The 26,338-nt window shown below is 70.0% G+C and carries 18 protein-coding genes and 1 pseudogene; 9 read left to right on the top strand and 10 right to left on the bottom strand.

What is annotated here, in order from left to right; translation table 11 throughout:
* Window positions 1-8: 8 nt before the first annotated feature.
* The gene (locus tag MKK82_RS31770; protein WP_243987958.1) at window positions 9-2,675 is read right to left on the bottom strand and encodes an MMPL family transporter; all 2,667 of its coding nucleotides are present in this window, start codon (window positions 2,673-2,675) and stop codon (window positions 9-11) included.
* A gap of 617 nt (window positions 2,676-3,292) precedes the next feature.
* On the opposite strand from MKK82_RS31770, the gene hpnH reads away from it, so the two are divergent.
* Entirely contained in the window at window positions 3,293-4,456 is a 1,164-nt protein-coding gene (gene hpnH, locus MKK82_RS31765) for an adenosyl-hopene transferase HpnH (protein WP_243987956.1), read from the top strand.
* 81 nt (window positions 4,457-4,537) lie between these two features.
* Here hpnH and MKK82_RS31760 read toward each other — a convergent pair whose 3' ends face one another.
* From MKK82_RS31760 to MKK82_RS31745, 4 genes are read right to left on the bottom strand one after another with little or no spacing between them, the layout of a single operon-like run.
* Window positions 4,538-5,158, bottom strand: coding sequence for a GNAT family N-acetyltransferase (locus tag MKK82_RS31760; RefSeq protein WP_243987955.1), 621 nt, complete (start codon window positions 5,156-5,158; stop codon window positions 4,538-4,540).
* A 33-nt stretch (window positions 5,159-5,191) separates the two neighbouring features.
* Entirely contained in the window at window positions 5,192-5,974 is a 783-nt protein-coding gene (locus MKK82_RS31755) for a hypothetical protein (protein ID WP_238284530.1), read from the bottom strand.
* Window positions 5,975-5,997: 23 nt separating this feature from the next.
* Window positions 5,998-6,198: a hypothetical protein gene (locus tag MKK82_RS31750; RefSeq protein WP_238284529.1), complete on the bottom strand. Its 201-nt coding sequence runs from the start codon at window positions 6,196-6,198 to the stop codon at window positions 5,998-6,000.
* Window positions 6,195-7,244, bottom strand: coding sequence for a hydantoinase/oxoprolinase family protein (locus MKK82_RS31745; RefSeq protein WP_243987953.1), 1,050 nt, complete (start codon window positions 7,242-7,244; stop codon window positions 6,195-6,197). Before MKK82_RS31745 ends, MKK82_RS31750 begins: the two co-directional genes overlap by 4 nt.
* Window positions 7,245-7,253: 9 nt before the next feature.
* Here MKK82_RS31745 and MKK82_RS31740 point away from each other — a divergent pair, with 9 nt between their 5' ends.
* Together MKK82_RS31740 and leuD are read left to right on the top strand one after the other, a co-directional pair.
* Complete coding sequence (locus MKK82_RS31740) at window positions 7,254-7,985, top strand: HisA/HisF-related TIM barrel protein (protein ID WP_238284527.1); 732 nt, start codon at window positions 7,254-7,256, stop codon at window positions 7,983-7,985.
* A 68-nt stretch (window positions 7,986-8,053) separates the two neighbouring features.
* The gene (leuD, locus tag MKK82_RS31735) at window positions 8,054-8,656 is read left to right on the top strand and encodes a 3-isopropylmalate dehydratase small subunit (protein ID WP_238284526.1); all 603 of its coding nucleotides are present in this window, start codon (window positions 8,054-8,056) and stop codon (window positions 8,654-8,656) included.
* Between the two features lie 66 nt (window positions 8,657-8,722).
* On the opposite strand, the gene MKK82_RS31730 is transcribed toward leuD, so the two are convergent.
* Window positions 8,723-9,394, bottom strand: a complete 672-nt coding sequence (locus MKK82_RS31730; RefSeq protein WP_238284525.1) for an O-methyltransferase — start codon at window positions 9,392-9,394, stop codon at window positions 8,723-8,725.
* Window positions 9,395-9,488: 94 nt separating this feature from the next.
* Between MKK82_RS31730 and MKK82_RS31725 the strand changes: the two genes are divergently transcribed.
* Window positions 9,489-10,142: a TetR family transcriptional regulator gene (locus MKK82_RS31725; protein ID WP_238284524.1), complete on the top strand. Its 654-nt coding sequence runs from the start codon at window positions 9,489-9,491 to the stop codon at window positions 10,140-10,142.
* 55 nt (window positions 10,143-10,197) lie between these two features.
* Here the strand turns inward: MKK82_RS31725 and MKK82_RS31720 are convergent.
* Window positions 10,198-10,539: pseudogene (locus MKK82_RS31720) on the bottom strand (carboxymuconolactone decarboxylase family protein).
* Window positions 10,540-10,710: 171 nt separating this feature from the next.
* Between MKK82_RS31720 and MKK82_RS31715 the strand changes: the two are divergent.
* Window positions 10,711-11,925, top strand: coding sequence for a lytic murein transglycosylase (locus MKK82_RS31715; RefSeq protein WP_238284523.1), 1,215 nt, complete (start codon window positions 10,711-10,713; stop codon window positions 11,923-11,925).
* Entirely contained in the window at window positions 11,922-12,305 is a 384-nt protein-coding gene (locus MKK82_RS31710; RefSeq protein ID WP_238284522.1) for a RidA family protein, read from the top strand. The genes MKK82_RS31715 and MKK82_RS31710 overlap by 4 nt, the downstream gene beginning before the upstream one ends.
* 191 nt (window positions 12,306-12,496) lie before the next feature.
* On the opposite strand, the gene rplS is transcribed toward MKK82_RS31710, so the two are convergent.
* The 3 genes from rplS to argB all read right to left on the bottom strand — a co-directional run bounded on the left by rplS (window position 12,497) and on the right by argB (window position 14,914).
* Window positions 12,497-12,895 carry a 50S ribosomal protein L19 gene (gene rplS / locus MKK82_RS31705; protein ID WP_238284521.1) on the bottom strand — a complete coding sequence of 133 codons (399 nt, stop codon included), beginning with the start codon at window positions 12,893-12,895 and terminating at the stop codon, window positions 12,497-12,499.
* Window positions 12,896-13,135: 240 nt separating this feature from the next.
* Window positions 13,136-13,885, bottom strand: coding sequence for a pyrimidine 5'-nucleotidase (locus MKK82_RS31700; RefSeq protein ID WP_238284848.1), 750 nt, complete (start codon window positions 13,883-13,885; stop codon window positions 13,136-13,138).
* A 135-nt stretch (window positions 13,886-14,020) separates the two neighbouring features.
* Complete coding sequence (argB, locus tag MKK82_RS31695; RefSeq protein WP_020095286.1) at window positions 14,021-14,914, bottom strand: acetylglutamate kinase; 894 nt, start codon at window positions 14,912-14,914, stop codon at window positions 14,021-14,023.
* Window positions 14,915-15,237: 323 nt separating this feature from the next.
* Between argB and MKK82_RS31690 the strand changes: the two genes are divergently transcribed.
* The 3 genes from MKK82_RS31690 to MKK82_RS31680 all read left to right on the top strand — a co-directional run bounded on the left by MKK82_RS31690 (window position 15,238) and on the right by MKK82_RS31680 (window position 25,742).
* The gene (locus MKK82_RS31690) at window positions 15,238-16,578 is read left to right on the top strand and encodes a UDP-glucose dehydrogenase family protein (RefSeq protein WP_243987951.1); all 1,341 of its coding nucleotides are present in this window, start codon (window positions 15,238-15,240) and stop codon (window positions 16,576-16,578) included.
* Window positions 16,579-16,935: 357 nt separating this feature from the next.
* Entirely contained in the window at window positions 16,936-24,378 is a 7,443-nt protein-coding gene (locus tag MKK82_RS31685) for a type I polyketide synthase (RefSeq protein WP_243987950.1), read from the top strand.
* Complete coding sequence (locus MKK82_RS31680) at window positions 24,375-25,742, top strand: aminotransferase class I/II-fold pyridoxal phosphate-dependent enzyme (protein ID WP_238284518.1); 1,368 nt, start codon at window positions 24,375-24,377, stop codon at window positions 25,740-25,742. Before MKK82_RS31685 ends, MKK82_RS31680 begins: the two co-directional genes overlap by 4 nt.
* Window positions 25,743-26,338: the final 596 nt, after the last annotated feature.

Genomic DNA, 26,338 nt, shown 5'->3' with positions numbered 1-26,338 from the left:
GCCGGCCGTTACTTGGCCGGCACAGGATCCTTCTGCGCGACGCTCTTGCGCAAGGCGGCACCGGCGGCCTTCTCGGCTTCCGGACGGTCCTCGTCGGGCTGCGCCGGCGGCTCGCCGAGGGTCGCCGGCACGACGAAGAAGGCCGCCACCAGGGTGAAGAACAGCGAGAGCGCGAGCAGCTTGCCCATGCTCGCCGTGCCCGGGTGGCTGGACAGGACCAGCGAGCCGAAGGCGCTGCCGGTGGTCAGCGCCGAGAAGAAGATCGCTCGGGTCAGGCTCGACGCGAGCATGTCGTTCACGCCCGCTCGCCAGGCGATCACGTAGTAGATGTGGAACGCGACGCCCACCGCGAGCATCAGCGGCAGCGCGATGATGTTGGCGAAGTTCAGCGGCATGCCGATGATGCGCAGGGCCATCAGCGTCCAGAGGGTCGCGATCACCAGCGGGCCGAGCGTCATCGCCACGTCCCAGGGCTTGCGCAGGGCCACCGACAGGATGACGAAGATCAGCACGAAGGCCGTCACCGCCGCCTGAACGAAGGCGCCCAGAATCGTGTAGCTTGACTGCGTGGTCGCGACCGGAGCGCCGGTGGCATGGGGCGCGACCTTCAGGACTTCATCGGAGAAGGTGCGCAGCACTTGATCGTCGTTCGAATCCCCCTTGGGATGGACCTCGATGCGGGCGCGGCCGTCGGCCGCCACCCAGTCGGCCTTGAGCTGCGGTGGCAGGTTGTCGAGGGTGATCTTGTCGGGATGCAGCAGGTCGCGCAGATGCGCCAGCAGCGGTCCGAGATCCTTCGTGAGGGCGACGGAGGCCGCCTCGCGCTGCGCCACGGGGCTGGTCGCGAGCTTGTCCAGGGTGCCGGCAAGCTGCTTGGCCGCCTGAGCGCCCGTCGCGTCGCCCTTCGCCTCGCTCCCGACGCCGTTGAGCGCCGTCGCGGCGTCCTTGAGCGCCTTGACGTTGTCGGCGTCGGTGGGCGGCGGCGGCCGGCGGCCCGGGTTGAGGACGGGGTCGAGGAGCTGCGCCGTGTCGGCGATCTGGGCGAGCTTCTTGTCCTGATCGCGCGGCACGAAGGTGTCGATGCTGTTGACCGACGCAGTGACCGGCAACGCCGTGAGCGTCTTCGAGAGCGACGGAACGGCCTCGACGCTCGGGGCGAGCACGTCGATGACGTTCGGGCTGGTCTCGGGGTTCTTGATCAGGTCGAGATAGGTGGCGATCGACTGCGTCTTCGCGCTGCGCAGGTGCATCGGATTGGAGTCGAACGGCAGGTGCCAGAGAAGCGGCGCACCGGCCAGGGTCACGAGCCCGACGCCGATCAGGATCGCCTTGCGGTGGCGGATGATCCACGGATCGACGCCCACCAGCCACGCGGTCTGGACGGCCGTCTTCTCGCCCTCCGGCTTGAACACCGCGATCAGCGCCGGCAGTAGCGTCAGCGAGAACAGGAAGGCCACGACCATGCCGACGCCGGCGATCAGGCCGAGTTCCGACACACCCCGGAACGCCGTGGGCAGGAACGCGAAGAAGCCCGCGACCAGCGATACGGCGGCGAGCGTCAACGACCAGCCGACACCCCGAGCGGCAGCGCGGATCGCGCTGTCCAAGCTCGGCTGCTCGTAGCGGTCGGCGCGGTAGCGCACCGAGAACTGGATGCCGAAATCGATGCCCAGTCCCACGAACAGGGCCGCGAAGGCCACGGAGATCGGGTTCAGCTCCTTGACCATGACGAGGCCCAGCGCCGCCGTGACGACAAGGCCCGCGAAGGTCGTGATGATGACTGCGCCGACGAGCTTGCCCGAGCGCAGGGCGAGCCACAGGAACAGCACGATCGCGCCGACGATGATGCTGTTGTTGAGGCCCGCATCCTCTGAGAGCGTCGCGAACTCCTCGTCCGCCACGGCGACGGTGCCGGTCAACCGCATGCGCAGGCCGTGCTGCGCATCGATCTTGAGATCCTGGGCGACGTTCCGGATCAGCTTGGTCGCCTGGTAGCCCGGCTCCAAGGCGTTGAAGTCGAGCACGGGCTGGATGATCACGAACTTCATCTTGTCCGTGACGTGGCCTTCGCCATTGGACAGGAGTTCCTGCCACGACATCCGCGCCGGCTCGCCCGCCAACACCTTCTGCAGCGTGGCGTCGATCTGCCCCATGGGCTTCTCGAGGTCGTCCAGTTTGGCATCGCCGGTCTTCACGCCACGGGCGCCCAGCGTCAGCACGCGCATCACGCCCCGCAGCGACGGATCGGCGGCAAGCGGCCCGAGCAGCCCCTGCTGCTGGGTCAGTGCCTCAAGGGTCTTGTCGAGTTCGGGCTGGGGCATCAGCAGCAGCCCGTTCTTGTCGAAGAACGGTCCGCCGTCCGGGCGATAGACGGTCTCGATCAGGTTCTTGTGAGCGGTCAGCGCCTTGGCGAGGCTGGCGGCCGCCTCCTCGGTCTCTTCCGGCGTCTGCCCGTTGATCACCGCGACGATCGTGTTGGTGCGCTGAGGGAAAGCCTGCTCGTAGTTGATCTCGTCCTGGCGCCACGGCTCCTTCGGATCGATCAGCCGCTCGACGTCGGTATTGATTCGAAACAGGTGCGCCGCGACTCCGGCACTCGCGACCGTGACGAACGCCAGGACGGCAATCACGATCCACCGATACCGCACCGAGAACGCGACGAGACTTTCGATCACGAGTATCCTGCCTGTTCGCCTCGGATGCGCTGTCGGCGCATCCGGCTCATCCAATCCGGCTCAGCGGACCCACGGTGACCGGCGCGGCCGGGGCCCGAAGCCCCGGTGTCGGCCGCCCCGCGCTCCGCTCGAACACGCCTCAGGTTCGGGAAACGCCGTACCGTCCGCTCCGGCCGTCCGCCACGCTTGTGCGCGCAAATCGCGACCGATATGGGCTCCAGCGCCGCGATCCGCCACGGGTCGCTCTTGCGTTGCAGCCACGTGGCTCAGTAAAGAGAGCGATGCCAGAATGCAACGCGACCGCCCCGGCGTGGTCCTTGCACTCGTCCATGTGCGCTGGCGCACATCGATATCGGCGGGGCGACCAAAATCATGGATGTCCGGTCGCATTGCCGACGCATTGCGCGTGCTGACCTCAGCGACCGAGCTTTCCCGTCCCGCACGTCCGCGCAGGCGGGCCGTGTGGCAGCGTTGCGTCAGGCGCGGAATAAGATGTCATGATCCCGCCGAAACGGGGTCGTTTGAGATTAGTTCCAAGCTAGGTCGCTGGAAATCGATATTTTTTCGCGTTAAGCACCCCGACGCCCCGGGGTCGACGAAGTGAAGGAGCCGCAATCTTGGGTATCCCCCTCCGGTACGTCGCGAAGATCGGCGGCTACATCCTCAAGCAGCACCTGACGGGTCGTAAGCGCTACCCGCTCGTGATGATGATGGAACCGCTGTTCCGCTGCAATCTCGCCTGCGCCGGCTGCGGCAAGATCGATTACCCGGACGAGATCCTCAACAAGCGCCTGCCGGTCGCCGACGCCCTGGAATCGGTGCGCGAGTGCGGCGCCCCGGTGGTGGTGATCGCCGGCGGCGAGCCGCTCCTGCACAAGGATCTGCCGCAGATCGTCGAGGGCATCATCGCCCAGAAGAAATTTGCGATCGTCTGCACCAACGCGCTGCTCCTCGAGAAGAAGATCAAGGAGTACAAGCCCAGCCCGTACTTCACGTGGTCGATCCATCTCGACGGCGACAAGGAGATGCACGACCAGTCGGTGTGCCAGCGCGGCGTCTACGACAAGGCGGTGGCGGCGATCGCGAAGGCCAAGGAGATGGGCTTCCGCGTCACCATCAACTGCACCTTCTTCAACAATTCCGCGCCTGAGAAGATCGCCGACTTCTTCGACAGCGTGACCCGGATGGGCATCGACGGCATCACCGTCTCCCCCGGCTACGCCTACGAGCGCGCCCCGGACCAGAAGCACTTCCTGAACCGCAAGGCGACCAAGGAACTGTTCCGCGGCGTGTTCCGGCACGGCAACGAGAAGGGCCGCGAGAAGTGGACCTTCCAGCAGTCGGGCCTGTTCCTCGACTTCCTCGCCGGCAACCAGACCTATCACTGCACCCCGTGGGGCAACCCGACCCGTACCGTGTTCGGCTGGCAGAAGCCCTGCTACCTGCTCGGCGAGGGCTACGCGGCGACCTTCAAGGAGCTGATGGAATCCACCGACTGGGATTCCTACGGCACCGGCAACTACGAGAAGTGCGCCGACTGCATGGTGCATTCGGGCTACGAGGCCTCCTCGGTGGTCGATTCGGTCCGCAAGCCCTGGAAGCCGCTGGTGCACGCGATTCGCGGCATCAAGACCGAGGGCGCGATGGCTCCCGAGGTCAGCCTCGAGCACCAGCGGCCCGCCGAGTTCGTGTTCTCGCGCAACGTCGCGCAGAAGCTGTCCGAGATCAAAGCGGCCGGCGTCGACACGAAGCAGGAAGCCCGCAAGCGCACCGCCGCCTGAGCGGCGCGCGCCGCTGACGACACGAGACCCGCGGCCGCGAGGCCCGCGGGTCTCTTTCGTTTCAAGGTCTTCGCAGGCGCGTCAGCCGAGCCGCGGCACGTGCGGTGCGCAATCCCGCGGCAGGGTCCCGTCGAGCCGCGGATCGGGGGCGACCTCGACATGGACGGCGAAGGGAGCGAAGCCCGCGCGGCGATAGAAGGCGAGCGCGCCGGGATGGTCCAGGGTGCAGGTATGCACCCAGAACCGCGTGATCGGGCGCGCCCAGGCCCGGCTTGTCGCCGCGTCCATCAGCGTGCGGCCGATCCCCGTTCCGACCACGTCTCCGGTCAATCCGAGGAAGACGAGTTCGCAGGCGCCGGGCTGTCGGAAATCCAGTTCCAGCAGGCCGAGGTTCCGGCCCTCCCGGCGGAGCGCGAAGATCTCGACGTCCCTGTCGGTGAGGATCGTCGCCAGCGCGCCCTCCGCCAGGGTGAGTCGCGAGAACCAGAGCCAGTCGGCCCCGACCTCCCGGAACAGGGCCCGGTAGGTCTCCGGTTCGGGGCGCAGCAGCGGCTCCAGGGCGAGCCCGGGCGGGAACGGGCGCCCGGGACGCGGGGGCGGTGGGCGGAGCATCTCCAGGCTGGTGACGATCGTCGCGATATGGCCGGGCGGCACCGCCGCGTATCCCGGCGCCAGGGTCGGGATGCCCGTGTTCGGCAGCATGGCGTCCTCCGAGGTCCTTCCGGAGCAGCTTCGTCACGCCGCCCGCGGGCGGCGTCGCGCCACCAGCCAGGGCAGGACGCAGGCGGCCGACCCCGCGATGGACGCGGCGTAGGCCGCGACCGGATCGATCCGTCCGAGCAGCAGGTGCACGCAGACATAGAAGGCGAGCACGCCGAACGCGCCCTGGGCGCTGCCCCGCACCACGGCGAGCGCGGCGTCGACCCCGTCCTGCGCCCGAGCGAAGACGATGAGCGGCCAGGAAATGATCGGGATCGGCGCCAGCACGCCGCTCAGGCCGGAGCCGAGGTGCGGCGCCAGCGTCGACACCACCAGGACCAGGGCGGTGGCTGCCGCGAGCCGGGCCGGCATGTCCCAGCGCGGCGGTCGCGCCCTGCGCGTCGTCACCCCCGCGTCGGCGGACGGCCGGCCCAGGACGACGACCAGCACCATCGCGGGCAGGTCGATCGCCGTGGCGAGCCACAGGTTGGGCTGGATCACGCCGTGCAGGAGTGCGCCTCCAAGGACGAAGGCGGCTAGGGCGAGGAGGACGGACGCGAGACTCCCCAGCCGCGGCGCGCAGGTCGTGTAGGCGAGATAGCTGGCGGTGACCGCGCCCAGCCCCTCCACCGACCCCACGGCGGCATCGGCGGCGAAACGCTCCCCCTGCTCGGCCGCCAGGTAGATCGAGATCGGTGCCGAGGTCAGCGGCAGGCCCGACAGCAGGCCGCCGACGAGGCTGCCCCACCGGCGCGCGGCCGCCGATACGGCCCACATCAGCGTCGGCGTGACGATGATCTTGGCGGCGATGAGGCTCATGGCGACTCTCGCCTCCGGGCGTTTCAGGCCGCCTCGGGGGGACCGTCATCCTCGGGCTCGGCAGGGGAGTTGAGGATGTCCTCCAGCTCATCCACCAGCCGGTCGATCTGATCCTGGGTCGCGAGCACCTTCAGGATCTCGCCGCTTTCCGCCTCGATGGCCAGCTCGATATGCGGGCCGACCCGGGCCGTGAGGATCCGGGCCAAAATCTTGATTGCGCTCATGCGTGTGCATCCTCCGCGGCGATCAGCCCGACCGCAACCGCCGGTCCGCAGGTTGAGATCCACGCGTCCGCGCCGGCGATCCGATTCTTCAGGAGCGATACCAGGAGCCTCGCCGGGCGCCCGAGCCGCCCGGCGAGGCGCTCGCCCAGGAAGGTGCCGGCGCCGCACAGGATCAGCGGCGCGTCCGGCGGCAGGTCGGGCCGGGTCAGCAGGAGGGAAGCCGCATCGTGCATCAGCCGCAACTGCGCCTCGGCGAAGTGGTCTGCGAGCGCCGTCCAGGCTTTGGCCGTCCCCTCCCCCCGGTCACGGCCGACGATTCGGGCGAGCCGAGTCTCGCTCTCCGGGATCGACTTGCCCTTGCGGTCGCCGCTCGCCTGCTGGTCCGCGCCCTCGGGGAGAAGTCCGAGGATCCGATAGACATCTGCCATGTGGGCGAAGGTCTCGGTCATCAGCCGGGTCCGACGTCCCGCGAAGGGGGCATGGTCGGCGAGCGCGATCACCGGCGTGCGCACCACCCCCGTGTAGACGAGCTCGCCGGTCTCCAGGCGCTCGGCGTCGCTGTAGCCGGTCGCGGAGGGGCGACCCCGCACGATCGGGATCAGGTCGGCGGTCGTGGAGCCGACATCGACGAGGAGCGCGTCCGGCACGCTGTATCCGGCGAGCGCCGCAGTGGCGTGCCAGTTGGCCGATGCGACGTCCGCGGAGACCGCAGCGGCCGCCGCGGGGGCGACGAAGCCTGAACGGCCGGCATAGATGCGTACGGAGCCCTCGAGATGGGCCTCCGCCCATTCCGAGAGCGAAGCCACGCCCGCGTGCCGGTCGGCGAAGCAGTCGGTCAGCTCCCCGGTCATGGTGACGGCGTGGAGAGCCTCGCCGCGCGCCCAGTCGGGTGCGGCGGCGAGCGCCTGGTCGAGGGCCGAGACACCCTGCCAGAGGGGGCACGGCACCTGTGCGGCGGCGACGATCCGCCCGTCCGCAACCAGCGCAGCCTTGACGTGGACCCCGCCGAGGTCCCACCCGATGGTCTTTGAGGTTGGTGAGCGCATGGGACCGCGATGAGCGCCTCGATGGACCACAGGATCGGGCGCCCCGGCTTCGCGGTGATCCCGGTGCTCGACCTGCGGGGTGGCCGCGTCGTGCGGGCGCGCCGGGGCGAGCGCTCCTCCTATGCCCCGATCGAGACGCCCTTGGCAAAGGGATCGGCGCCCGGAGCGGTGGCGCGCGGGCTCCTCGACGCGTGGCCGGCCGAGATTCTCTACGTCGCAGATCTCGACGCGATCATGGACGGGACCGGGCCCGATCTCGACGCGCTGGAGGCGATCGCGGTCGCGTGCCCGGGCACTGCGCTGTGGGTGGATGCGGGCTTCGCGGACGCCGCGGCCGCGGAGGCTTTCCTGGTCTCCGGCCTCGGGCGACCGGTGATCGGCAGCGAGAGCCAGGCGGATGCCGGCCTCGTGACGCGCCTCGCGGATCGCGCCGTGCTCTCCCTGGATACGCGCGGCGCGGAGCGCCTCGGGCCGCCGATGCTCCACGACGACCCGTCGCTCTGGCCGCCCGAGGTGATCGCCATGACCCTCGCGCGGGTGGGCGCCGGAGCCGGGCCCGACCTCGCCGCCCTCGCCGTCCTGCGGGCGCGGGCTCCGGATCGCCGCCTCTACGCGGCCGGCGGCGTGCGCGGCCCCGACGACCTGCGGGCGCTTCACGGAGCCGGGATCGCCGGCGCGCTGGTCGCCTCCGCGCTCCACGACGGCACCCTGTCCCGGGCGACGGCCCCCGACCTCGCGTGATGCTTCCGGCCCGGGCCGGCGGCTGCTAAACGCTTCCCGGAGAGACCACCGGCACGAGCTGTCAGACGATGGAAAAATTCACCACCCTGGAGGGCGTCGCCGCGCCCATTCGGACGATCAACGTCGACACCGACCGGATCATCCCGGCCAAGTACCTCAAGACGATCAAGCGGACCGGGCTCGGCACGAGCCTGTTCGCCGAGATGCGTTATCGCGAGGACGGTTCGGAGAACCCGGACTTCGTGCTCAACCAGCCCGCCTACCGGAACTCCAAGATCCTGGTCGTGGGGGATAATTTCGGCTGCGGCTCGTCCCGGGAGCACGCCCCCTGGGCGCTCGCCGATTTCGGCATCCGCTGCGTGATCTCCACGAGCTTCGCCGACATCTTCTTCAACAACTGCGCCAAGAACGGCATCCTGGCGATCGTCGTATCGCCCGAGGATCTGGAGAAGCTGTTCGAGGATGCTGAGCGCGGCGCGAACGCCACCCTGTCGATCGATCTGGCGGCGCAGACCATCCGGGGGCCGGATGGCGGCACCCTGCATTTCGACATCGACGAGGGCCGCAAGCACAACCTGCTGAACGGGCTCGACGAGATTGGCCTGACGCTGGCGCGCGCCGCGTCCATCGACGCCTACGAGCAGAAGCTCGCCCAGCGGGAATGGGCCTGAGCATCCCGACGGCGGTCGCGGCGCGCTGAGGCGACCGCCGGTCCGGCCTGGATACCGGGCCCTGCCTCATCCGAGCCGCATCGACAGCTCGACATCCTCGGCGAACGGCACCGACAGGTAGCCGCGGCTCGGCGCGCGCACCCGGGCCAGATAATCGGAACTGTATTCCGCGTTGTCGGCGACCACCAGGGCACCCGGTCCGAGGCGGCTCTCCACGAGGCTCAGAATGTCCGGATAAAGACCCTTCGCTCCGTCAAGGAGCAGCAGGTCGACCGAGTCGGGCAGGTCGAGGCCGAGGGTCTGCAGGGCGTCGCCCTCGCGGAACTCGACCAGATCCGCCAGTCCGGCCTCCATCAGATTCGCTCGCGCCCGCACCACCTTGGAGGGCTCGAACTCGCAGGTGATGAGCCGGCCGCCGCCGTTGTCGCGCAGGGCCGCGGCGAGGTGCAGGGTTGAGAGGCCGAAGGAGGTGCCGAACTCGACGATCGTCCGCGCTCGGCAGCTCCGGGCGAGCATGTAGAGCAGCCGGCCGGTCTCTCGCGAGACCGCGAGCGGCATGTCCTTGAGCCGGCTGTAGAAGTCTCGGTAGCCGGTGCGGCTGCCCATGAGACGCGTCCGCTCTCCGGCCGAAAGATCGCCGACGATGTTCAGGGGTGAGGATGCCTCCGCCTGCACGAAGAGACTGTCCAACAGCGACGCGACGCGCGGTTCAGTGAGTTTAGACGCTGAGCGTGACATGGCGTGTTGCTTTCCGTCTTGCGTGTTCAACTGAACACGACGCAGAATACCGGCGCCCCCTGCCCGCGCCTATTCGCGTTCCGAGCACCACCCCATGCCTGATCGGCCAAGTCTCGGGATTTCCAGGCGAAAGCAGCCCCGACAGGCCCGCTCCAGCGACCTTGTCGCGGCTATTCTGGAGGCGGCCACTCAGGTTCTGGCGGAGGTCGGCGCGGAGCGCTTCACGACGGCGCGAGTCGCCGAGCGCGCCGGCGTCAGCATCGGCTCGCTCTACCAGTACTTCCCCAACAAGGCGGCGGTCCTGTTCGAGTTGCAGAGCGACGAGTGGCGGGACACGACCGCCCTGCTGGCCGGGATCCTGACGGATCCCGAGACGGCGCCCGGCGAGCGTCTGCGCCGCGCCGTCCACGCCTTCGTGCGCTCGGAATGCGCCGAGGCCGCGATGCGCCGGGCCCTCGACGAAGCCGCCCCGGCCTACCGCGATGCGCCCGAGGCCGCGGAGCCGCAGCTGATCGGCACGCAGGCGTTCCGCGATTTTCTCCGCGCGGCGCTTCCGGCGGTTCCCGAAGCGGAGCTGCAGGTCGCGGGCGAGATCATCGCGATGACGCTCGGCGAGGTCGGCGAGCGCATCTCGGAGGCGGTCCGGACCGAAGCGGCCGTGGAGGTCCTCGCGGGCGCCCTGGCCGACATGCTCTGTGCTTATCTGGACCGCCTGGGAGGCGGAGACCGGGCTGGCGCACCGTCCTGATAACCAGCCCCCGGCTCCGCTGGAGGTTCCGGGGCGCGGGCCCGGCTCGGCCGGTTCAGCCGGACTCGCCGCTGAACGCCTCGAAGGCGCGGGCGGTGTAGACCAGGGCGGCGCCGGCGTTCAGCGCCACCGCGACGCCGAGCGCCTCCACGACCTCCTCCTTGCTCGCGCCGGCCGTGCGGGCGAAGTCGGAGTGCACGGCGATGCAGCCGTCGCACCGCGTCGTGACCGCGACCGGGAGGGCGATCCGCTCGCGGGTCTTGGCGTCCGGCTAGCGCTCGGTCGGGGCCGCCGCGGCCAGCTGGTCATGGGCTTCGAGGAGGTCCGGGCTCACAGCACCGATACGCCCGAGCGTGCTGACGAGCGCGGCGCCGTGCTGAGTCCAATCCTTCATCATGCGTCCCGCCTCCCGACTCCATGGGCCGGCCGCTGGTGGACCGGCTCCGGATCAACCTATCGATTGGTAGGCAAATGGATGAAGGCGCGGCGGCTTTCCTCATGCTTCGTTAACCCACATGTCGCCTGAATCCGCGCCCAGACTCCGTCCCGCATCGTGAGGATCGCCAGTATGCCGAAGCACCCGACGGGACCGAGGACTGTGCGCGCGCTCGGGCTTCTCGCCGGCATCGCGGCACTGCCGCTGGCAGCCCTTCCGGCCCGGGCCGATTTCGACAGCTGCCTCGCCGGCATCCAGGGTCAGGCCGCCGCGGCCGGCGTCTCGGCGCAGACCTTCCGGTCGGCCACGAGCGGCATCAGCTTCGACGACAAGGTGATCGAGCTGTCCCAGGCGCAGCCCGAGTTCAAGACGCCGATCTGGGACTACATGGCGGCGCTGGTCGACGACGAGCGGGTCGAGGACGGGCGCGCGGCCATGCGCCAGCACGCGGCGGCCCTGGCCCAGGCCGAGGGCCGCTACGGCGTCGACCGCTACACGATCGCGGCGGTCTGGGGCGTGGAATCGAATTTTGGCAAGAACCTCGGCAAGATGCCGCTGGTGCAGTCGCTGGCGACGCTGGCCTGCTCCAACAACCGCCGCCGGGACTTCTTCCGCGGCGAGCTGATCGCCACCCTCCGGATCATCGAGCGCGGCGATATCGCGCCGGAGCGACTGACCGGCTCCTGGGCGGGCGCCTTCGGCCAGACCCAGTTCATGCCGACCACCTACCATCGCCTCGCCGTCGACGGCGACGGCGACGGGCGGCGCGACGTCGTCGATTCGGTGGCCGACGCAGTCGGCTCGACGGCCAACTTCCTGCACGTCGCCAAGTGGCAGAACGGGCAGGTCTGGGGTTACGAGGTGAAGCTGCCGCGCAGCTTCAACGTCGCCGCCGCCGGGCGCAAGAACAAGAAGCCGGTTGCCCACTGGGCGTCGCTGGGTGTAACTCGTGTGGACGGTCGCCCGCTCTCGGGCGAGGGCCCGACCGGGATCATCGCGCCCGCCGGCATCGACGGCCCGGCCTTCCTGGTGACCCGGAACTTCGACGCGATCTACTCGTACAACGCCGCCGAATCTTACGGCCTCGCCATCGCGGTCCTCTCCGACCGATTGCGCGGCAAGGCCGGCGTCCAGGCCGCTTGGCCGACCGACGACCCGCCCCTGTCCCGGGCCGAACGGCGCGACCTCCAGACCCGGCTGGCCGCCCGTGGCTACGACGTCGGCGAACCGGACGGCAAGGTCGGCCAGAAGACCCGCGACGCCATCAAGGACGTGGAGCGCCGGCTGGGCATGGCGCCGACGGGCCGCCCCGGCGGCAAGGTACTGGAAGCGCTGCGCGGCGGATGAACCGGCGGCTGATCTCGTCCGGCTCGCCGTTCGAACGGGATTACGGCTACTCCCGGGCGGTGGTCGATGGGGACTTCGTCTACGTCTCCGGAACCACTGGCTACGACTACGCCGCCATGACGATGCCGGAGGGCGGCGGCGCGCAGGCCGAGGCCTGCTGGCGGACGATCCGGGACGTCCTGGCAGAGGCGGGAGCCGGCCTCGCCGGGATCGTACGCGCCACCTACTACGTCACCGACCGGGCCGACGCTGATGCCGTGCTGGCGGTCTGCGGCCGGGTGCTGGCCGACGTGCGCCCGGCCGCCACGATCGTGGTGGTGGCCGGGCTCCTGCGTGCTGAGATGCGGGTCGAGATCGAGGTCACCGCACGCATCGGATAGGCGCCGAGCTTCCTTGCGGCCGCGCGCGACGGCCAAGGCGCTGGAAATGGCCCCAATCACCCCAGCCACAGACCTGCCGGCCGCCTCGCTCCCCCTCCGTCGATGCGTTCGAGTGGTCCGAAACAGAAAACCGGCCCGGCTGAGCCGGACCGGTCTGTGACGCGGTCGATCCTGCGGCGCAGGCGGACTGCTTACTCGGCGGCGGCGGGCGCCGCCGGGGCCTCCTTGGCCTTGTAGCGATCGGTCCGCTCGACGATGCGGGCCGACTTCCCGCGGCGGTCGCGCAGGTAGTACAGCTTGGCACGGCGCACCTTGCCGCGGCGGGCCACCTTGATCGAATCGATCATCGGCGAATGCACCGGGAAAACGCGCTCCACACCCTCGCCGTACGAGATCTTGCGCACCGTGAAGCTCTCATTCAGGCCGCCGCCCGAGCGGGCGATGCAGACGCCCTCGTAGGCCTGGACGCGCGTGCGCTCGCCTTCCTTCACGCGGACGTTGACGATGAGCGTGTCGCCCGGCTCAAAATCCGGGATGGTCTTGGCAAGGCGCGCGACTTCCTCGCGCTCCAGCTGCTCGATGATGTTCATGGCATAGCTCCAGCCGTCGCGCCGTTCCGCCCCTCATGGGCGATCGGCACCAGGATTTCGGCGATCCTGTTGTGAGTTGCGCGGGTCTCTACAGGATCACCGCCGGCTTGTCGATTGGGTTGCCGAGATCGGTCCGCGGTTCCGCTTCGCAGATCCGGTCGGGTCGAGGACAGGTGCCTCAGCGATGCGCCTCGACCGTCCGGCTTCATCGGACGATCCGCGATGAGGCGCCGATGCTCGTCAGCGGTGCTCGTCGGGCTCGCGTTCCGCCTGGGGGAGCACGCAGGCGGTGAGGAACGTGGCGAGATCGTCGGTGATGTGGTCGATATGCGGTTCGCGCACCGCCTCTTGCTCGAACGCCTCCCGGTAGGGGTCGACGATCTTGGGCACCACCAGCACGGTCGCCATGCCGAGGTCGTGCGGCACCGCTAGGTTGCGGGCGATATCCTCGAACAGGACTGCGCGCGTCGGTTCGACCTCGTGAGCCCGGAGAAAGCGCTCGTAGGTCGAGCGCTCCGGCTTCGGCACGAAGTCGGCGGCCGCGATGTCGAACACGTCCTCGAAATGGTCGAGGATGCCGAGCTTGGCCGCGACGTTCTCGGCGTGGCGGCGCGAGCCGTTGGTGAGGATCAGCTTGCGGCCCGGGAGCCGCTCGATCGCATCGCCGAGGTCCTTGTCGAGCCTGATCGACGAATGGTCGATGTCGTGGGCGAAGTCGAGGAAGTCGTGCGGATCGACCCCTTCCTCCTGCATCAGCGCCGACAGGGTCGTGCCGTAGCGGTGATAGAAGTGCTTCTGCAGGGCCCGGGCGGAGATCCCGTCGAGACCGTAGAGCCGCATCACGTAGAGGGTGATGCGCTCGTCCACCTTCGGCCACACCTGCGCATCGCTCGGGTAGAGCGTGTTGTCGAGGTCGAACACCCAGGTGTCGACGTCGGCGAACCCGCGGGCCGCGGCGGTGGTGAACTGCGCCTTGCCGGGGTGATGCACAGGATCCCTTTGGCTCGTGGTCCCCTGCGGCCGAGTCTGGACCTTCACGGCCACGCTCGCAAGGCTGGCTTGCGCGAGCCTTGTCCGGGGAACGACAATGTGCGAGCGGGGCGGAAGTTGCCGCCCCGCTCGCCGTCAGCCGCGCCGGATCAGCGTGCCGGCACCGTAATCGGTGAACAGCTCCAGCAGCACCGCGTGGTTGACCTTGCCGTCGAGGATGACGACGGCCTCGACCCCACGCTCGATCGCGTACATGCAGGTCTCGATCTTGGGGATCATCCCGCCCGTGATGGTGCCGTCCGCGATCAGGCGGCGGCAATCCTCGACGGTGAGTTCGGGAATCAGCTTCTTGTCCTTGTCGAGCACGCCCGGGACGTCGGTGAGCAGCAGAAGGCGCTTGGCCCGGAGCGCCCCGGCGATCGCCCCCGCGAAGGTGTCGGCGTTGACGTTGTAGGTCTGCCCGTCCGCCCCGTAGGCTACGGGCGCCAGCACCGGGATCAGCTCGGCCTTCAGCACCGCGTCGAGGACGCCGCGCTCGACGTGATCGGGCTCGCCGACGAGGCCGAGATCGACGGTCTGCTCCACGCGGCTCTCGGGATCGACGACGGTCTTCATCGCCCGCTTGGCCCGAACCATGTTGCCGTCCTTGCCGCACAGGCCGACGGCCCGGCCGCCCTCGGCCGAGATCCAGCCGACGATCTGCTTGTTGATGAGACCGGCCAGGACCATCTCGACCACCTCGACGGTGGCTTCGTCGGTGACGCGCAGGCCGCCGCGGAACTCGGACTGGATGCCGAGCCGGTCGAGCATCTTGCCGATCTGCGGTCCGCCGCCGTGGACCACGATCGGCTTCAGCCCGGACTGCTCCAGAAGGACGATGTCCTCGGCGAAGTCCTCCGCGGCCGCCCGGTCACCCATGGCGTGGCCGCCATACTTGATCACCACGATTTCCTGGTCGTAGCGCTGCATGTGGGGCAGCGCCTGTGCCAGGACCTCGGCGCGCACGTGCACGTTCGGCAATTCGGTCATCGCGGTCCTTCACCGATCCTTGGGTCGGGTCCGTTGGGGGCGGATCTGCGGCCCCCCGTCGGGCGGGGGCGCTTCTACAGGAAGCCGCCCGCGCTGCGAAGCCGCGCGACGCGCGGCGCAGGACCGGGCCAGAACCGGGCCAGCCTCGGGACGCGCGTCGGGATCGCCGCCAAGGCCACGCTGTCAAAAAACAGTCACCCTTCCGGAGTGTTGCTCGCAGGCGACAGATTGGACCGGATCCAGGGTCGCCCGGGTTGCATCACCGTGCGACCCGGATCATGCTGCGTTGCAACAAGCTCAGATCGGGCTGCCGGGAGGGCCGGATGCGGATCGCGATGATTGGAGCCGGGTATGTCGGCCTGGTCTCCGGAGCGTGCCTGGCCGATTTCGGCCACAGCGTCGTCTGCATCGACCGGGAGCCCGAAAAGGTCGCGAGCCTGAACGCCGGCCGCATGCCGATCTACGAGCCGGGCCTGGACGCCCTGGTCGCCGAGAACGTCAGGCAGGGCCGGCTCGCCTTCCACACCGCCCTGCCGGAGGCCGTGGCCGAGGCCGACGCGGTGTTCATCGCGGTGGGCACGCCGTCGCGCCGCGGCGATGGCTTCGCCGACCTCAGCTTCGTGTTCGACGCCGCCCGGGAGATCGCCGGGGCGCTCTCGGGCTTCACCGTGGTGGTGACGAAGTCGACGGTCCCGGTGGGGACGGGCGACGAGGTCGAGCGGATCATCCGGGAGGCCAACCCCGGCGCGGACGTCTCGGTGGCGTCGAATCCCGAGTTCCTGCGCGAGGGCGCGGCCATCGCAGATTTCAAGCGCCCCGACCGCATCGTGGTCGGCACCGGTGACGCCCGCGCTGAGGCGGTGATGCGCGAAGTCTACCGGCCGCTCTACCTAAATCAGGCGCCGATCCTGGTCACCGACCGGCGCACGGCGGAGCTGACCAAGTACGCCGCCAACGCCTTCCTGGCCGCCAAGATCACCTTCATCAACGAGATCGCGGATCTCTGCGAGCAGGTCGGCGCCGACGTCCAGCAGGTCGCCCGCGGCATCGGGCTGGACAAGCGCATCGGGCCGAAGTTCCTGCATGCCGGCCCGGGCTACGGCGGCTCGTGCTTCCCCAAGGACACGCTGGCGCTGGTCAAGACCGCCCAGGATGCCGGCACCCCGCTGCGGCTGGTCGAGACCGTGGTGGCGGTCAACGAGCAGCGGAAGCGGGCCATGGCCCGCAAGGTGATCAAGGCCTGCGGCGGCTCCGTGCGGGGCAAGACGATCGCGCTGCTCGGGCTGACGTTCAAGCCCGATACCGACGACATGCGCGACGCGCCCTCGCTGGCCATCGTGGCCGGGCTGCAGGATGCGGGCGCGAAGGTGCGCGCCTACGATCCGGAGGGCATGGACCACGCGCGGGCGCTGATGCCGGCCGTCGATTACGCCGAGAACGCCTATGCCTGCGCGGAGGGCGCGGACGCCCTGGTCATCGTCACCGAGTGGAACGCCTTCCGGGCCCTCGACCTCGACCGCCTGCGCAGAACCATGTCGTCGGGATCCGCGCCGGTGCTGGTCGACCTGCGCAACATCTACGACCCGGCGAGCGCCGCCCGGTACGGTTTCACCTATTGCGGCGTCGGACGAAGCAAGGAGAACGCGGCGGTGAGCGCGTCCTGATCGTCGCAGCAAGTGCCGCGCACCGGTATTGCCGCATCAGATCCGTGCGGCGTCGCGAAGATCTCCTTCCGGGTGCGCCTAGACGGGTCCCGGCTGCCGGAACGCAACTGTGGCTTTCTGATGATCGTCTCAGCGTCTCGGCGGGCCGCCGCGCTGTTCAATCCTGGCAATCCAATCGTTGGCACTGGATAAGCGCCTGATGAATACATGTCACAGCCGACGGCAATTTCACTGCGCAGGGATGACCTCGCGTGTAGGCCGGTTGGACACCGCAATGGTGCCACAGTAAGGGGTGACAGGGTACTCACTCGTCGCGAGCCGAGCCGACTTCCGATAACGAGCGTGTGCGAACCGAACGTGACACAACGTACAGACATTGCGATCGTCGGACGCGCATGCCGACTGCCCGGAGCCCCCAGCGTCGATGGGCTGTGGTCACTCCTGTCCGAAGGGCGCTGCGCCGTCAGCAAGGTGCCGGCCGACCGGTTCTCCCTGGAGCGGTTCGCGCACCCCCGCGCCCATGAGCGCGGCAAGAGCTACACCTGGGCGGCGGGCGTCATCGACGACGTCTGGTCGTTCGACCCGGCGGTGTTCGGCATCTCGCCCCGCGAGGCCGAGCAGATGGATCCGCAGCAGCGGATGCTGCTGGAGCTGACCTGGGAAGCCCTTGAGGATGCGGGCCTGCGCCCGTCGAGCGTGGCCGGCAGCAACATAGGCGTCTTCGTCGGTGCGTCCTCGCTCGATTACGGCAATCTGCGCATCCTCGACGCGCCGTCGGGCGACGCCTACGCGGCCACCGGCAACACGCTCTCGATCATCTCGAACCGCATCTCCTACATCTTCGACCTGAAGGGCCCGAGCTTCACGGTCGACACGGCCTGCTCGTCCTCGCTCGTCGCCTTCGACAACGCCGTCCAGGCGATCCGGTCGGGCCGCGTGGACACCGCCGTCGTCGCCGGCGTCAACGTGCTGGCCAGCCCGTTCAACTTCATCTGCTTCTCCACCGCGCAGATGCTCTCGCGCACCGGCCTGTGCCAGGCGTTCTCCAAGAACGCCGACGGCTACGTGCGCTCGGAGGGCGGCGTGGTGTTCGTGCTGCAATCGGCCGAGGCCGCGCGGCGCAACGGCGCCACGGTCCGCGCCGTGGTGGCGGCGTCGGGGATCAACTCCGACGGGCGCACCACCGGCATCTCGCTCCCCTCCGGCTACGCCCAGGGCGCCCTGCTGGAAAAGGTCTACCGCGAGGCCGAGATCGGGCTCGACGACCTCGCCTTCATGGAGGCGCACGGCACCGGCACGCCGGTGGGCGACCCGATCGAGGCCTCGGCCATCGGTTCGAAGCTCGGCCGCGGCCGGCAGGCGCCGCTGCCGATCGGCTCGATCAAGACCAATATCGGCCACACCGAGCCGGTCTCGGGCCTCGCCGGCCTGATGAAGGCGACGCTGGCGCTGGAGCACGACCTCGTGCCCCCGTCGCTGCACGCGGCCGAGCTGAATCCCGACATTCCCTTCGACGACCTCAACCTGCACGTCGTGCGCAAGGCCCTGCCGATCAGCCGCGGCGCGCGCGAGCGCTTCGCGGGCGTGAACTCCTTCGGGTTCGGCGGAACCAACGCCCACGTGGTCATCACCGACGCGCCCGCCTGGGCGAGGCCTGCCGAACCGGCTCCTCAGCCGGCCGCGCAGGTGCTGCTGCTCTCGGCGCAGAGCCGGGCGGCCCTGAACGAGCTCGCCCTGGACTACGCCGAGCGCCTTGAGGCCGAGCCGGACCAGGTCGCGACCGTGGCTGCCGCCGTCGCGCATCGCCGCGAGCGCATGCCGGCCCGCCTCGCCGTCTCCCTGGATGGCAAGACCGACGTCGCCGCAGCCCTGCGGGCCGTCGGCGAGGGTGAGGACAGCCAGGACGCGTTCACCGGCACGGCGGTCGATCGCGTCGCAGAAGTCGCCTTCGTGTATTCCGGCAACGGCAGCCAGTGGGCCGGCATGGGCCGCGAGGCCTACGAGGAGAACCCCTCCTTCCGCGCCGCCTTCGACCGGGTCGACACCCTGTTCCGGGCCTACTCCGACTGGTCGCTGAAGGACGCGCTCTACGCCGACGACCTGGACGAGCGCCTCGCGCTCACCAGCGTCTCGCAGCCGCTGATCTTCGCCATCGAGAGCGCTTCCACGGCCGCGCTCAAGGCCAAGGGCCTCGTCCCGTCCTACGTTCTCGGCCACAGCGTCGGCGAGATCGCGGCCGCCGAGGCTGCCGGCGTCCTGAGCCTGGAGGATGCGGTCCGGGTCATCTACTACCGCAGCCACCATCAGGAGACGACGCACGGCCAGGGCACCATGGCGGTGCTGCTGATGCCGTCGGAGGAGGTCGAGACCTTCCTCAAGGATTTCCCGACCCTCGACATCGCCGCCTACAACAGCCCGAAGGCCGTGACGGTCGCCGGGCCGGTGGCCGATATCGACGCGGCCCTCAAGGCCCTGTCGCGCAAGCGCCGCCGCGGCCGCAAGCTCGACCTCGCCTACGCCTTCCACGGAAGGCTGATGGATCCGACCGAGAAGCCGCTGCTGCGCGACCTCGCCGGGTTGAAGGCCAAGGCCGGCACCACCGCGATGGTCTCCACCGTCACGGGCTCGGTGCTGGACGGGACCCATTTCGGCGCCGGCTACTGGTGGCGCAACATCCGCGAGCCGGTGCGCTTCTGCGAGGCCGTGCAGGACGCCACCCGTCGCGGCGCCCGCGTCTTCGTCGAGGTCGGCCCGCGCGCGACCCTGATGTCCCATGTCGGCGACGCGGTCGAGCCACTGGGCATCGAGACCGCCACGGTCGGCGTGATGCACCGGAAGGCCTCCGGCGGCGATCCGATCGCCAAGGCGGTCAGCGCCGCCCTGGTCCAGGGCGCGCAGGTCGACGAGAGCCTGCTGTTCGGCGACGCGCCGAAGGGCGACGTGCGCCTGCCGACCTATCCCTGGCAGCGCCGCCCGTTCCGCCTCGCGGACACCACCGAGGGCGTCGGTGCCATGAGCGCCCGTCCCTACCACCCGCTGATCGGCTCGCGCACGACCTTCGACGGGCTGGAATGGAACGGCTTCGTCGACCCGGCGACCGTGCCCGAGCTGGAGGACCACAAGGTCGACGGCCAGGTGATCATGCCGGGCGCCGGCTTCGTCGAGATGGCCCTCGCCTGCGTCCGCGAGGCCCTGCGCGACGACGAGGTCGTGCTGGCCGATTTCGAGATCGTGGCGCCGATGGTCTTCACCGAGGAGGCCCTGCGCGAGGTCGCGGTGCGCCTGTCGGGATCCGGCAACGGCATCCAGGTTCTCAGCCGCCCCCGCCTGACGCAGACGCCGTGGCAACTCCATGCCCAGGCCAAGATCGTCGAGGGCAGCTTCTCCGCCCCGAAGGCGCCCGACCTGAACGGCTTCAGCTTCGAGACCGCCGGCGACCATGTGCTGACCGGCGATGCGCTCTACGCCCGCGCCCTCGCCTCCGGCCTGGGCTTCGGCCCGAGCTTCCAGCAGGTGGCGATGAGCGCCCGGCTGGATGACAGCACCATCGTGTCCGACCTGCTGCCGGCCCAGCCCGACACCCGCTACGCCCTGGTGCCGAACCGGCTCGACGCCTGCTTCCACGGGCTGATCCTGCTCTTCGCCGACCTCCTCGGCGAGAACGGCGGCAAGGCCTATATCCCGGTGCGCTTCGGCGAGGTGCGCCTGCTGCGCCCCGGCGCCGTGATCGCCCGCTCGATCATCCGCACCCGTCGCTGCAACGAGCGCTCGATCCTGGCGGATTTCACCCTGCTCGACGCCGAGGGCGGCATCGTCGCGACGATCCGCGAAGGGCGGTTCCAGGCCCTGCGCGCGAAGGCCGGCGGGGACCTCGCCGCCTTCGCGATCTCGCAGATGCCGGAATTGGCAACCGAGCCGACCGCTATCCCGATGGAGCGCCGGCCGAGCGTCGCCGCACGCCTGCGGCCGCTGGCTGCCGAGGCGAAGGGGCCGGCCGACGCGGCCCTGTCGCCGGGGCATCTCCTCCTGGAAGGCTGGGCGACCTCGCTGGCCTACCGCCTCGCCTCCGGGCTGGCGGAGGGTGAGACCGTCTCGTCCGCCGACCGGCGCGTGCCCGAGACCCTGCGTCCCTGGCTGCTGAATGCCCTCTACGCCCTCGAGAGCAGCGGCCTCGCCGACCGGGTCGGCCAGAACTGGTCGCTGGGCGACGGCTCCGCCCTGCCGGCGCCCGACGAGATCATGCGCTGGATCGCGGGCGACCACCCGGATCTCTCCGCCGAACTCGTGCTGATCGCCGACGTCGGCGCCATGGTCGACCGTCTCCTCGCGGGCGAGCTGACGGACGCGCCGAGCCTGCCGCAGGGTGCCATCGACGCCTTCGCGCTTCGCTCGGCCACCGCGCGCCACGGCGCCGACGTCGTCGCGAACCTGATCGAACGGAGCCGTGCGCAACTCCCGAAGGAGCGGGCGCTCCGGATCCTTCAGGTCGGGTTCGGCCCGCTCTCGGCCCAGGCCGCGACTTTCGCGTCCGCTGCCGAAGCCCGGCTCACGGTGTTCGAGACCGACCGCAGGCTCGCCGAGCGCGCCCGCCTGTCCCTGGGCCGTGCCGCCGCCGTCATCGAGGCGGCCGATGAGCTGGCGCCCGGCAGCTTCGACCTGATCCTGGCCTCCGGCAGCCTGCATCGCGGCGACCGGGCCCTGCCGGGTCAGCTCGCCGGGGCACTCGCCACCGGCGGCCTCCTGGTGGCCGTGGAGCCCAGCGCCTCCCTGTTCCGCGACCTCGTCTTCGGCCTCTCGGCGGGCTGGTTCGAGGAGGCGGTGGGCGGCATGCCCGTGGGCCGGCTCGAGGATATCGAGGGTTGGCAGCGCACGCTCAGCGCCCATGGCCTCGTCAAGGTCGAGGTCGAGCGGGCCGCGTCCGCCAACGGCAACGATCTGCTGCTGACCGCCGAGGCGCCGGTCCGGCCCGGACCCGCGCCGGCGCAGAGCTTCGCCTTCATCATCGGCTCGGATGACGAGTTCGCGGCCGAGACCGCCTCCTCCCTCGCGACCCTGCTGGTCGCGGGCGGCGTGCACGTCTCGATCATCCTCGACTCCGAGACCTCCCTGATGGAGCTGGAGCGGGAGACCCCCGACACGGTGGTGTTCCTGGCCGGCGCCTTCACCCGCGGCGGCGAGGCGGCCGAGCGGCTGCGCGACCGCTGCCTCAGCCTGAAGCGCTGCACCGAGCATCTCGGCGCCCGCCAGACCCGCCTCTGGGTCGTGGCGCCGGGCGCCACCCGGGACCGTGGTGGCCAGACCACCAACATCGAGGCCGGCGTGTGGGCCTTCTCCCGCACGCTCGCCAACGAGGCCCCGAACCTCGACATCCGCCGCATCGACCTCTCGCCCGAGATGTCGTCCAAGCGCGCCTCCGAGCGCCTGCGCGACCTGATCCTTTCCGGCACGCCGGAGACCGAGATCGTGCTGGACGACGAGCGGACCCAGGTGGTGCGCTTCCATGCCGGCCGGCCGAAGCACCGGGATCCGGCGGACGCCGTCCCGGCCGAGGCCGCGCGGCTGGAGCGCAGCAACACCGGCGGCCTCAGCGAGATGATCTGGGGACCGGCCGAGCGCCGCACCCCCGGCAAGGGCGAGATGGAAATCGCGGTCGAGGCCACCGGCCTCAACTTCCGCGACGTTCTCTGGGCGCTCTCGATGCTCCCCGAGGAAATCCTGGAGGACGGCTTCGCCGGTCCGCGCCTCGGCCTCGAATGCGCCGGCCGCGTCACGGCCGTCGGACCGGGCGTGAAGGGCTTCAAGGTCGGCGATCCGGTGGTCGCCTTCGCCCAGTCGGGCTTCGCGACGCACATCGTCGTGCCCGACCTCGTCGTCGCGCCGATGCCGCAGGGCCTCGACCCGATGGCGGCGGCCACCGTGCCGGTCGCCTTCCTCACCGCCTATTACGGCCTCGTCTCCTGCGCCCGGATGCGGCGCGGCGAGTGGGTGCTGGTCCATGGCGGCGCGGGCGGTGTCGGCCTCGCGGCCCTGCAGATCGCCAAGCTGAAGGGCGCGCGGGTTATCGCCACCGCCGGCTCCCGCGAGAAGCGGGCGCTCGTGAAGGCGCTGGGCGCCGAGCACGTGCTCGACTCCCGCTCGCTCGCCTTCGTGGACGAGGTCCGGGCGATCACCGGCGACGGCGTCGACATCGTGCTGAACAGCCTGTTCGGCGAGGCCATGGAGCGCTCGCTCAACGCGCTGCGGCCGTTCGGCCGCTTCGTCGAGCTGGGCAAGCGCGACTACGTCGCCAACACCCATATCGGCCTGCGCCCGTTCCGGCGGAACCTGAGCTACTTCGGCGTCGACCTCGATCAGGTGATCCAGCACCAGGGCGATGACGGCGCGCGGATGTTCCGCGAAGTCATGGCCCTGTTCAACGACGGCGGCCTGAAGCCGCTGCCCTACCAGCCCTTCACGGCGGCCGAGACCTCGGACGCGTTCCGGCTGATGCAGCAATCCGGGCATATCGGGAAGATCGTGATCAGCCCGCCGAAGGCCGGCACGATCATGAAGGAGACCGGCCGGTCGTTCACGGTCTCGGACTCCGGGGTCCACCTGCTCACCGGCGGCCTCGGCGGCTTCGGCCTGGAGGCGGCGCGCTGGCTCATCGACCGGGGCGCGAAGCACCTCGTGCTCGCCGGCCGCAAGGGTGCGGCCACCGACGAGGCCAAGGCCATCGTCGCGGAACTCGCCGGACGGGGCGTGACGGTCGAGGCGAAGGCCGTCGATATCACCAGCCGCTCGTCGGTGGACCGCCTGATCGCCGGCATCGAGCAGGGCGGTAAGAAGCTCGCGGGCGTGCTCCACGCCGCCGCGGTGCTTCAGGACGGCCTGATCTCCAACATCGACGCCGCGGTACTCGACGCGGTGATCGGCCCGAAGGTGATCGGCGCCCAGCACCTGGACGCCGCCACCCGCGACCGGAGCCTCGACTACTTCGTCCTGTTCTCCTCGGCGACGACCTTCATCGGCAATCCGGGCCAGGGCTCCTACGTGGCCGCCAACGGCTTCATGGAAGGACTCGCGCGGCAGCGCCGCCGCCGCGGCCTGCCGGCCCTGGCGGTGGCCTGGGGCGCGATCGGAGACGTCGGCATGCTCGCCCGCAACAGGGCCGTCATGGAAGGCCTCGCGGGCCGCGTCGGCGTCACCCCGATGGAGGCGCGCCGCTGCCTGGACCTGATGGCCGAGGCGCTGGAGAGCCAGGGCACGTCTCCGGACGAGGCGGTGATCGGTATCGCCGCGATGCACTGGGGCAAGGCGCGTGAGCGGCTCGCCACCATGCGCTCGCCGAGCTACGCGGAACTCGGGTCGGACCAGCAGGCCGAGGCCGGCGGCGTTCAGGCGATCAACATCGGCGCCCTGCTCAAGGGCGGCGACCTCGATGCGGCCCGCAAGACCGTGTCGGACGCGATCGTCGAGGACATCGCCCGCATCCTGCGCCTGCCGAAGGACGACATCAGCCGCGTGCGCCAGCTCTCGGAGATCGGCCTCGATTCGCTGATGGGTGTCGAGCTGGGGGCCAGCCTGCAGGAGCGCTTCGCCCTCGACGCGCCGCCGGCAGGCCTGTCGTCGGGCATGACCGTCAACGAACTGTCCGAGTCCTTAATTCAGGCGGTTTCCGCGCCCATGGACGAGACGGCCGGCGTCGCGATGAGCCTCGTCTCGAAGCATGTCGGCGGTGAGGTCGATGCGCAGATGATCGCGCCTCTCAAGGAACTCATCGAGCAGACATCCATCGGTATCAAAGAGACTCACTCATGACCGACACGGCACGGCCGGATGGCGGGCGCGCGGCGCTCGCCGGCTTCGTGACCAACCGGCTCGGGCGCGCGACGCCGCGCCCGGCCCCCGTCAAGGCGGCGTCGCCGGCCGGCAAGTCGGCGGCGCAGAACTTCGAGAACCTGCCCGGCTACCGCGAACTGAAGCTGCAACGTCAGGCGGCCGAGCTGATCGGTCTGGGCAACCCGTTCTTCCGCGTCCATGACGCCAAGGCCGGCGCCACGACGCGGATCGACCAGAAGAGCTTCACCAACTTCTCGTCCTACGATTATCTCGGCCTGAACGGCCACCCGCGGGTAAGCAACGCGGCGCGCGAGGCGATCGACGCCTACGGCACCTCCGCGTCGGCGAGCCGGGTGGTGGCGGGCGAGCGGCCCGGCCATATCAGCCTCGAGCAGGCTCTGGCCAAGCACTACCAGTCCGAGGGCTGTATCGTGATGGTGAGCGGGCACGCCACCAACGTCACGACCATCGGCGCCCTTCTGGAAGCCGGCGACGTGATCTTCCACGACGCCCTGTCCCACAACAGCATCGTCACGGGCGCGCAGCTCTCGGGTGCCCAGCGGCGCTCCTTCGCGCACAACGACCTCGACGCCTTGGAGACCCTGCTCCAGTCGACCCGTCACGAGCATCGCCGGGCGCTGATCGTGGTCGAGGGCCTCTACAGCATGGACGGCGACGCGCCGGACCTCGCGGGGCTCGTCGCCCTCAAGAAACGCTACGACGCGTGGCTGATGGTCGACGAGGCGCACGGCCTCGGCGTCACCGGCCGCACCGGCGCGGGCCTGTTCGAGCATTGCGGTGTCGACCCCCGGGAGGTCGACATCTGGATGGGCACGCTGTCGAAGACGCTCTCGACCTGCGGCGGCTACATCTGCGGCCCGATCGCGCTGATCGAGTACCTGAAGCATACGGCCGGCGGCTTCGTGTACAGCGTCGGCATGTCGCCGCCGCTCGCCGCCGCGGCCGAGGCGGCCCTCGCCGTGATGCATGCCGAGCCGGAGCGGGTCGAGCGCCTGCGCCAGAACGGCACCCTGTTCCTGGCCACCGCCAAGAAGCTCGGCCTCGACACCGGCTTCAGCCTCGGGCTCGCGGTGGTGCCGATCATCGTCGGCGACTCACTGAAGGCCGTGACCCTGTCGGACCGGCTGTTCCGCCGGGGCATCAACGTGCAGCCGATCATCCACCCGGCGGTGCCGGAGCGGGCCTCGCGCCTGCGCTTCTTCCTGACCTCCGAGCACACGCCCGACCAGATCCGCGACACCGTGAACGCGGTGGCCGAGGAGTTGGCGGCCATCGACAAGGGCGGCTCGCTGATCGAGCAGCTGCTGGCCAAGCGGGTCTGATCGAAGGCTCTGATCGAACCGGGGCCGCGGGCCCCGGAGCCACCGAGCAGTATGATGCAGGGCGATCGGGCGCGGATGACATCCGCGCCCGATTTGCGTTCAGGCTACAGGCATCGGCGGCGAACCGGCGTCGGATCGAAAACTTCGCTCGACGCAGCGCGTCCTCTCGCGGCGCGTGGATCCGGGTGATCCGGGGCGGCGTGGTCGGAGAGGACCTGGCGCGGACTGGATGCTCACTCCGGCCGTGGAAAAGCAGCGGAGACGGGTCCGCACGCCGGGGATGTGCGGTCGGGCTAGCCGCTGGCGCGTCCACCAGTCGGAGGCCCGGGCTCGGTGGCGCGTCGCCGGGATGACCGGGCGATGCCCGCTGCGGGCCGATTCCGCCGCGGCGGCGCAAGCCCCCGCGGGGCCGGCGCCGCGCTGATCGCCGGCCCGGAACCGGCGACGCGGCCTATTTCGCGTAGGCGTACGCGGTTGCCGCGGAGGCGAGGGGTCCTGTGACGCCGTTGAAGGCGGCGAGCACCTTGGAGACTTCGGTGAAGGGGGCGTTGGAGACGTAGACGAGGTCCCGGTTGCGCATGCGGAAGGCCTGGGAG

Source organism: Methylobacterium sp. E-046 (assembly GCF_022829625.1).
Classification (GTDB): domain Bacteria; phylum Pseudomonadota; class Alphaproteobacteria; order Rhizobiales; family Beijerinckiaceae; genus Methylobacterium; species Methylobacterium longum.
The sequence above is the reverse complement of the archived record's forward strand: the minus strand, read 5'-3'. Positions and strand labels throughout refer to the sequence as shown.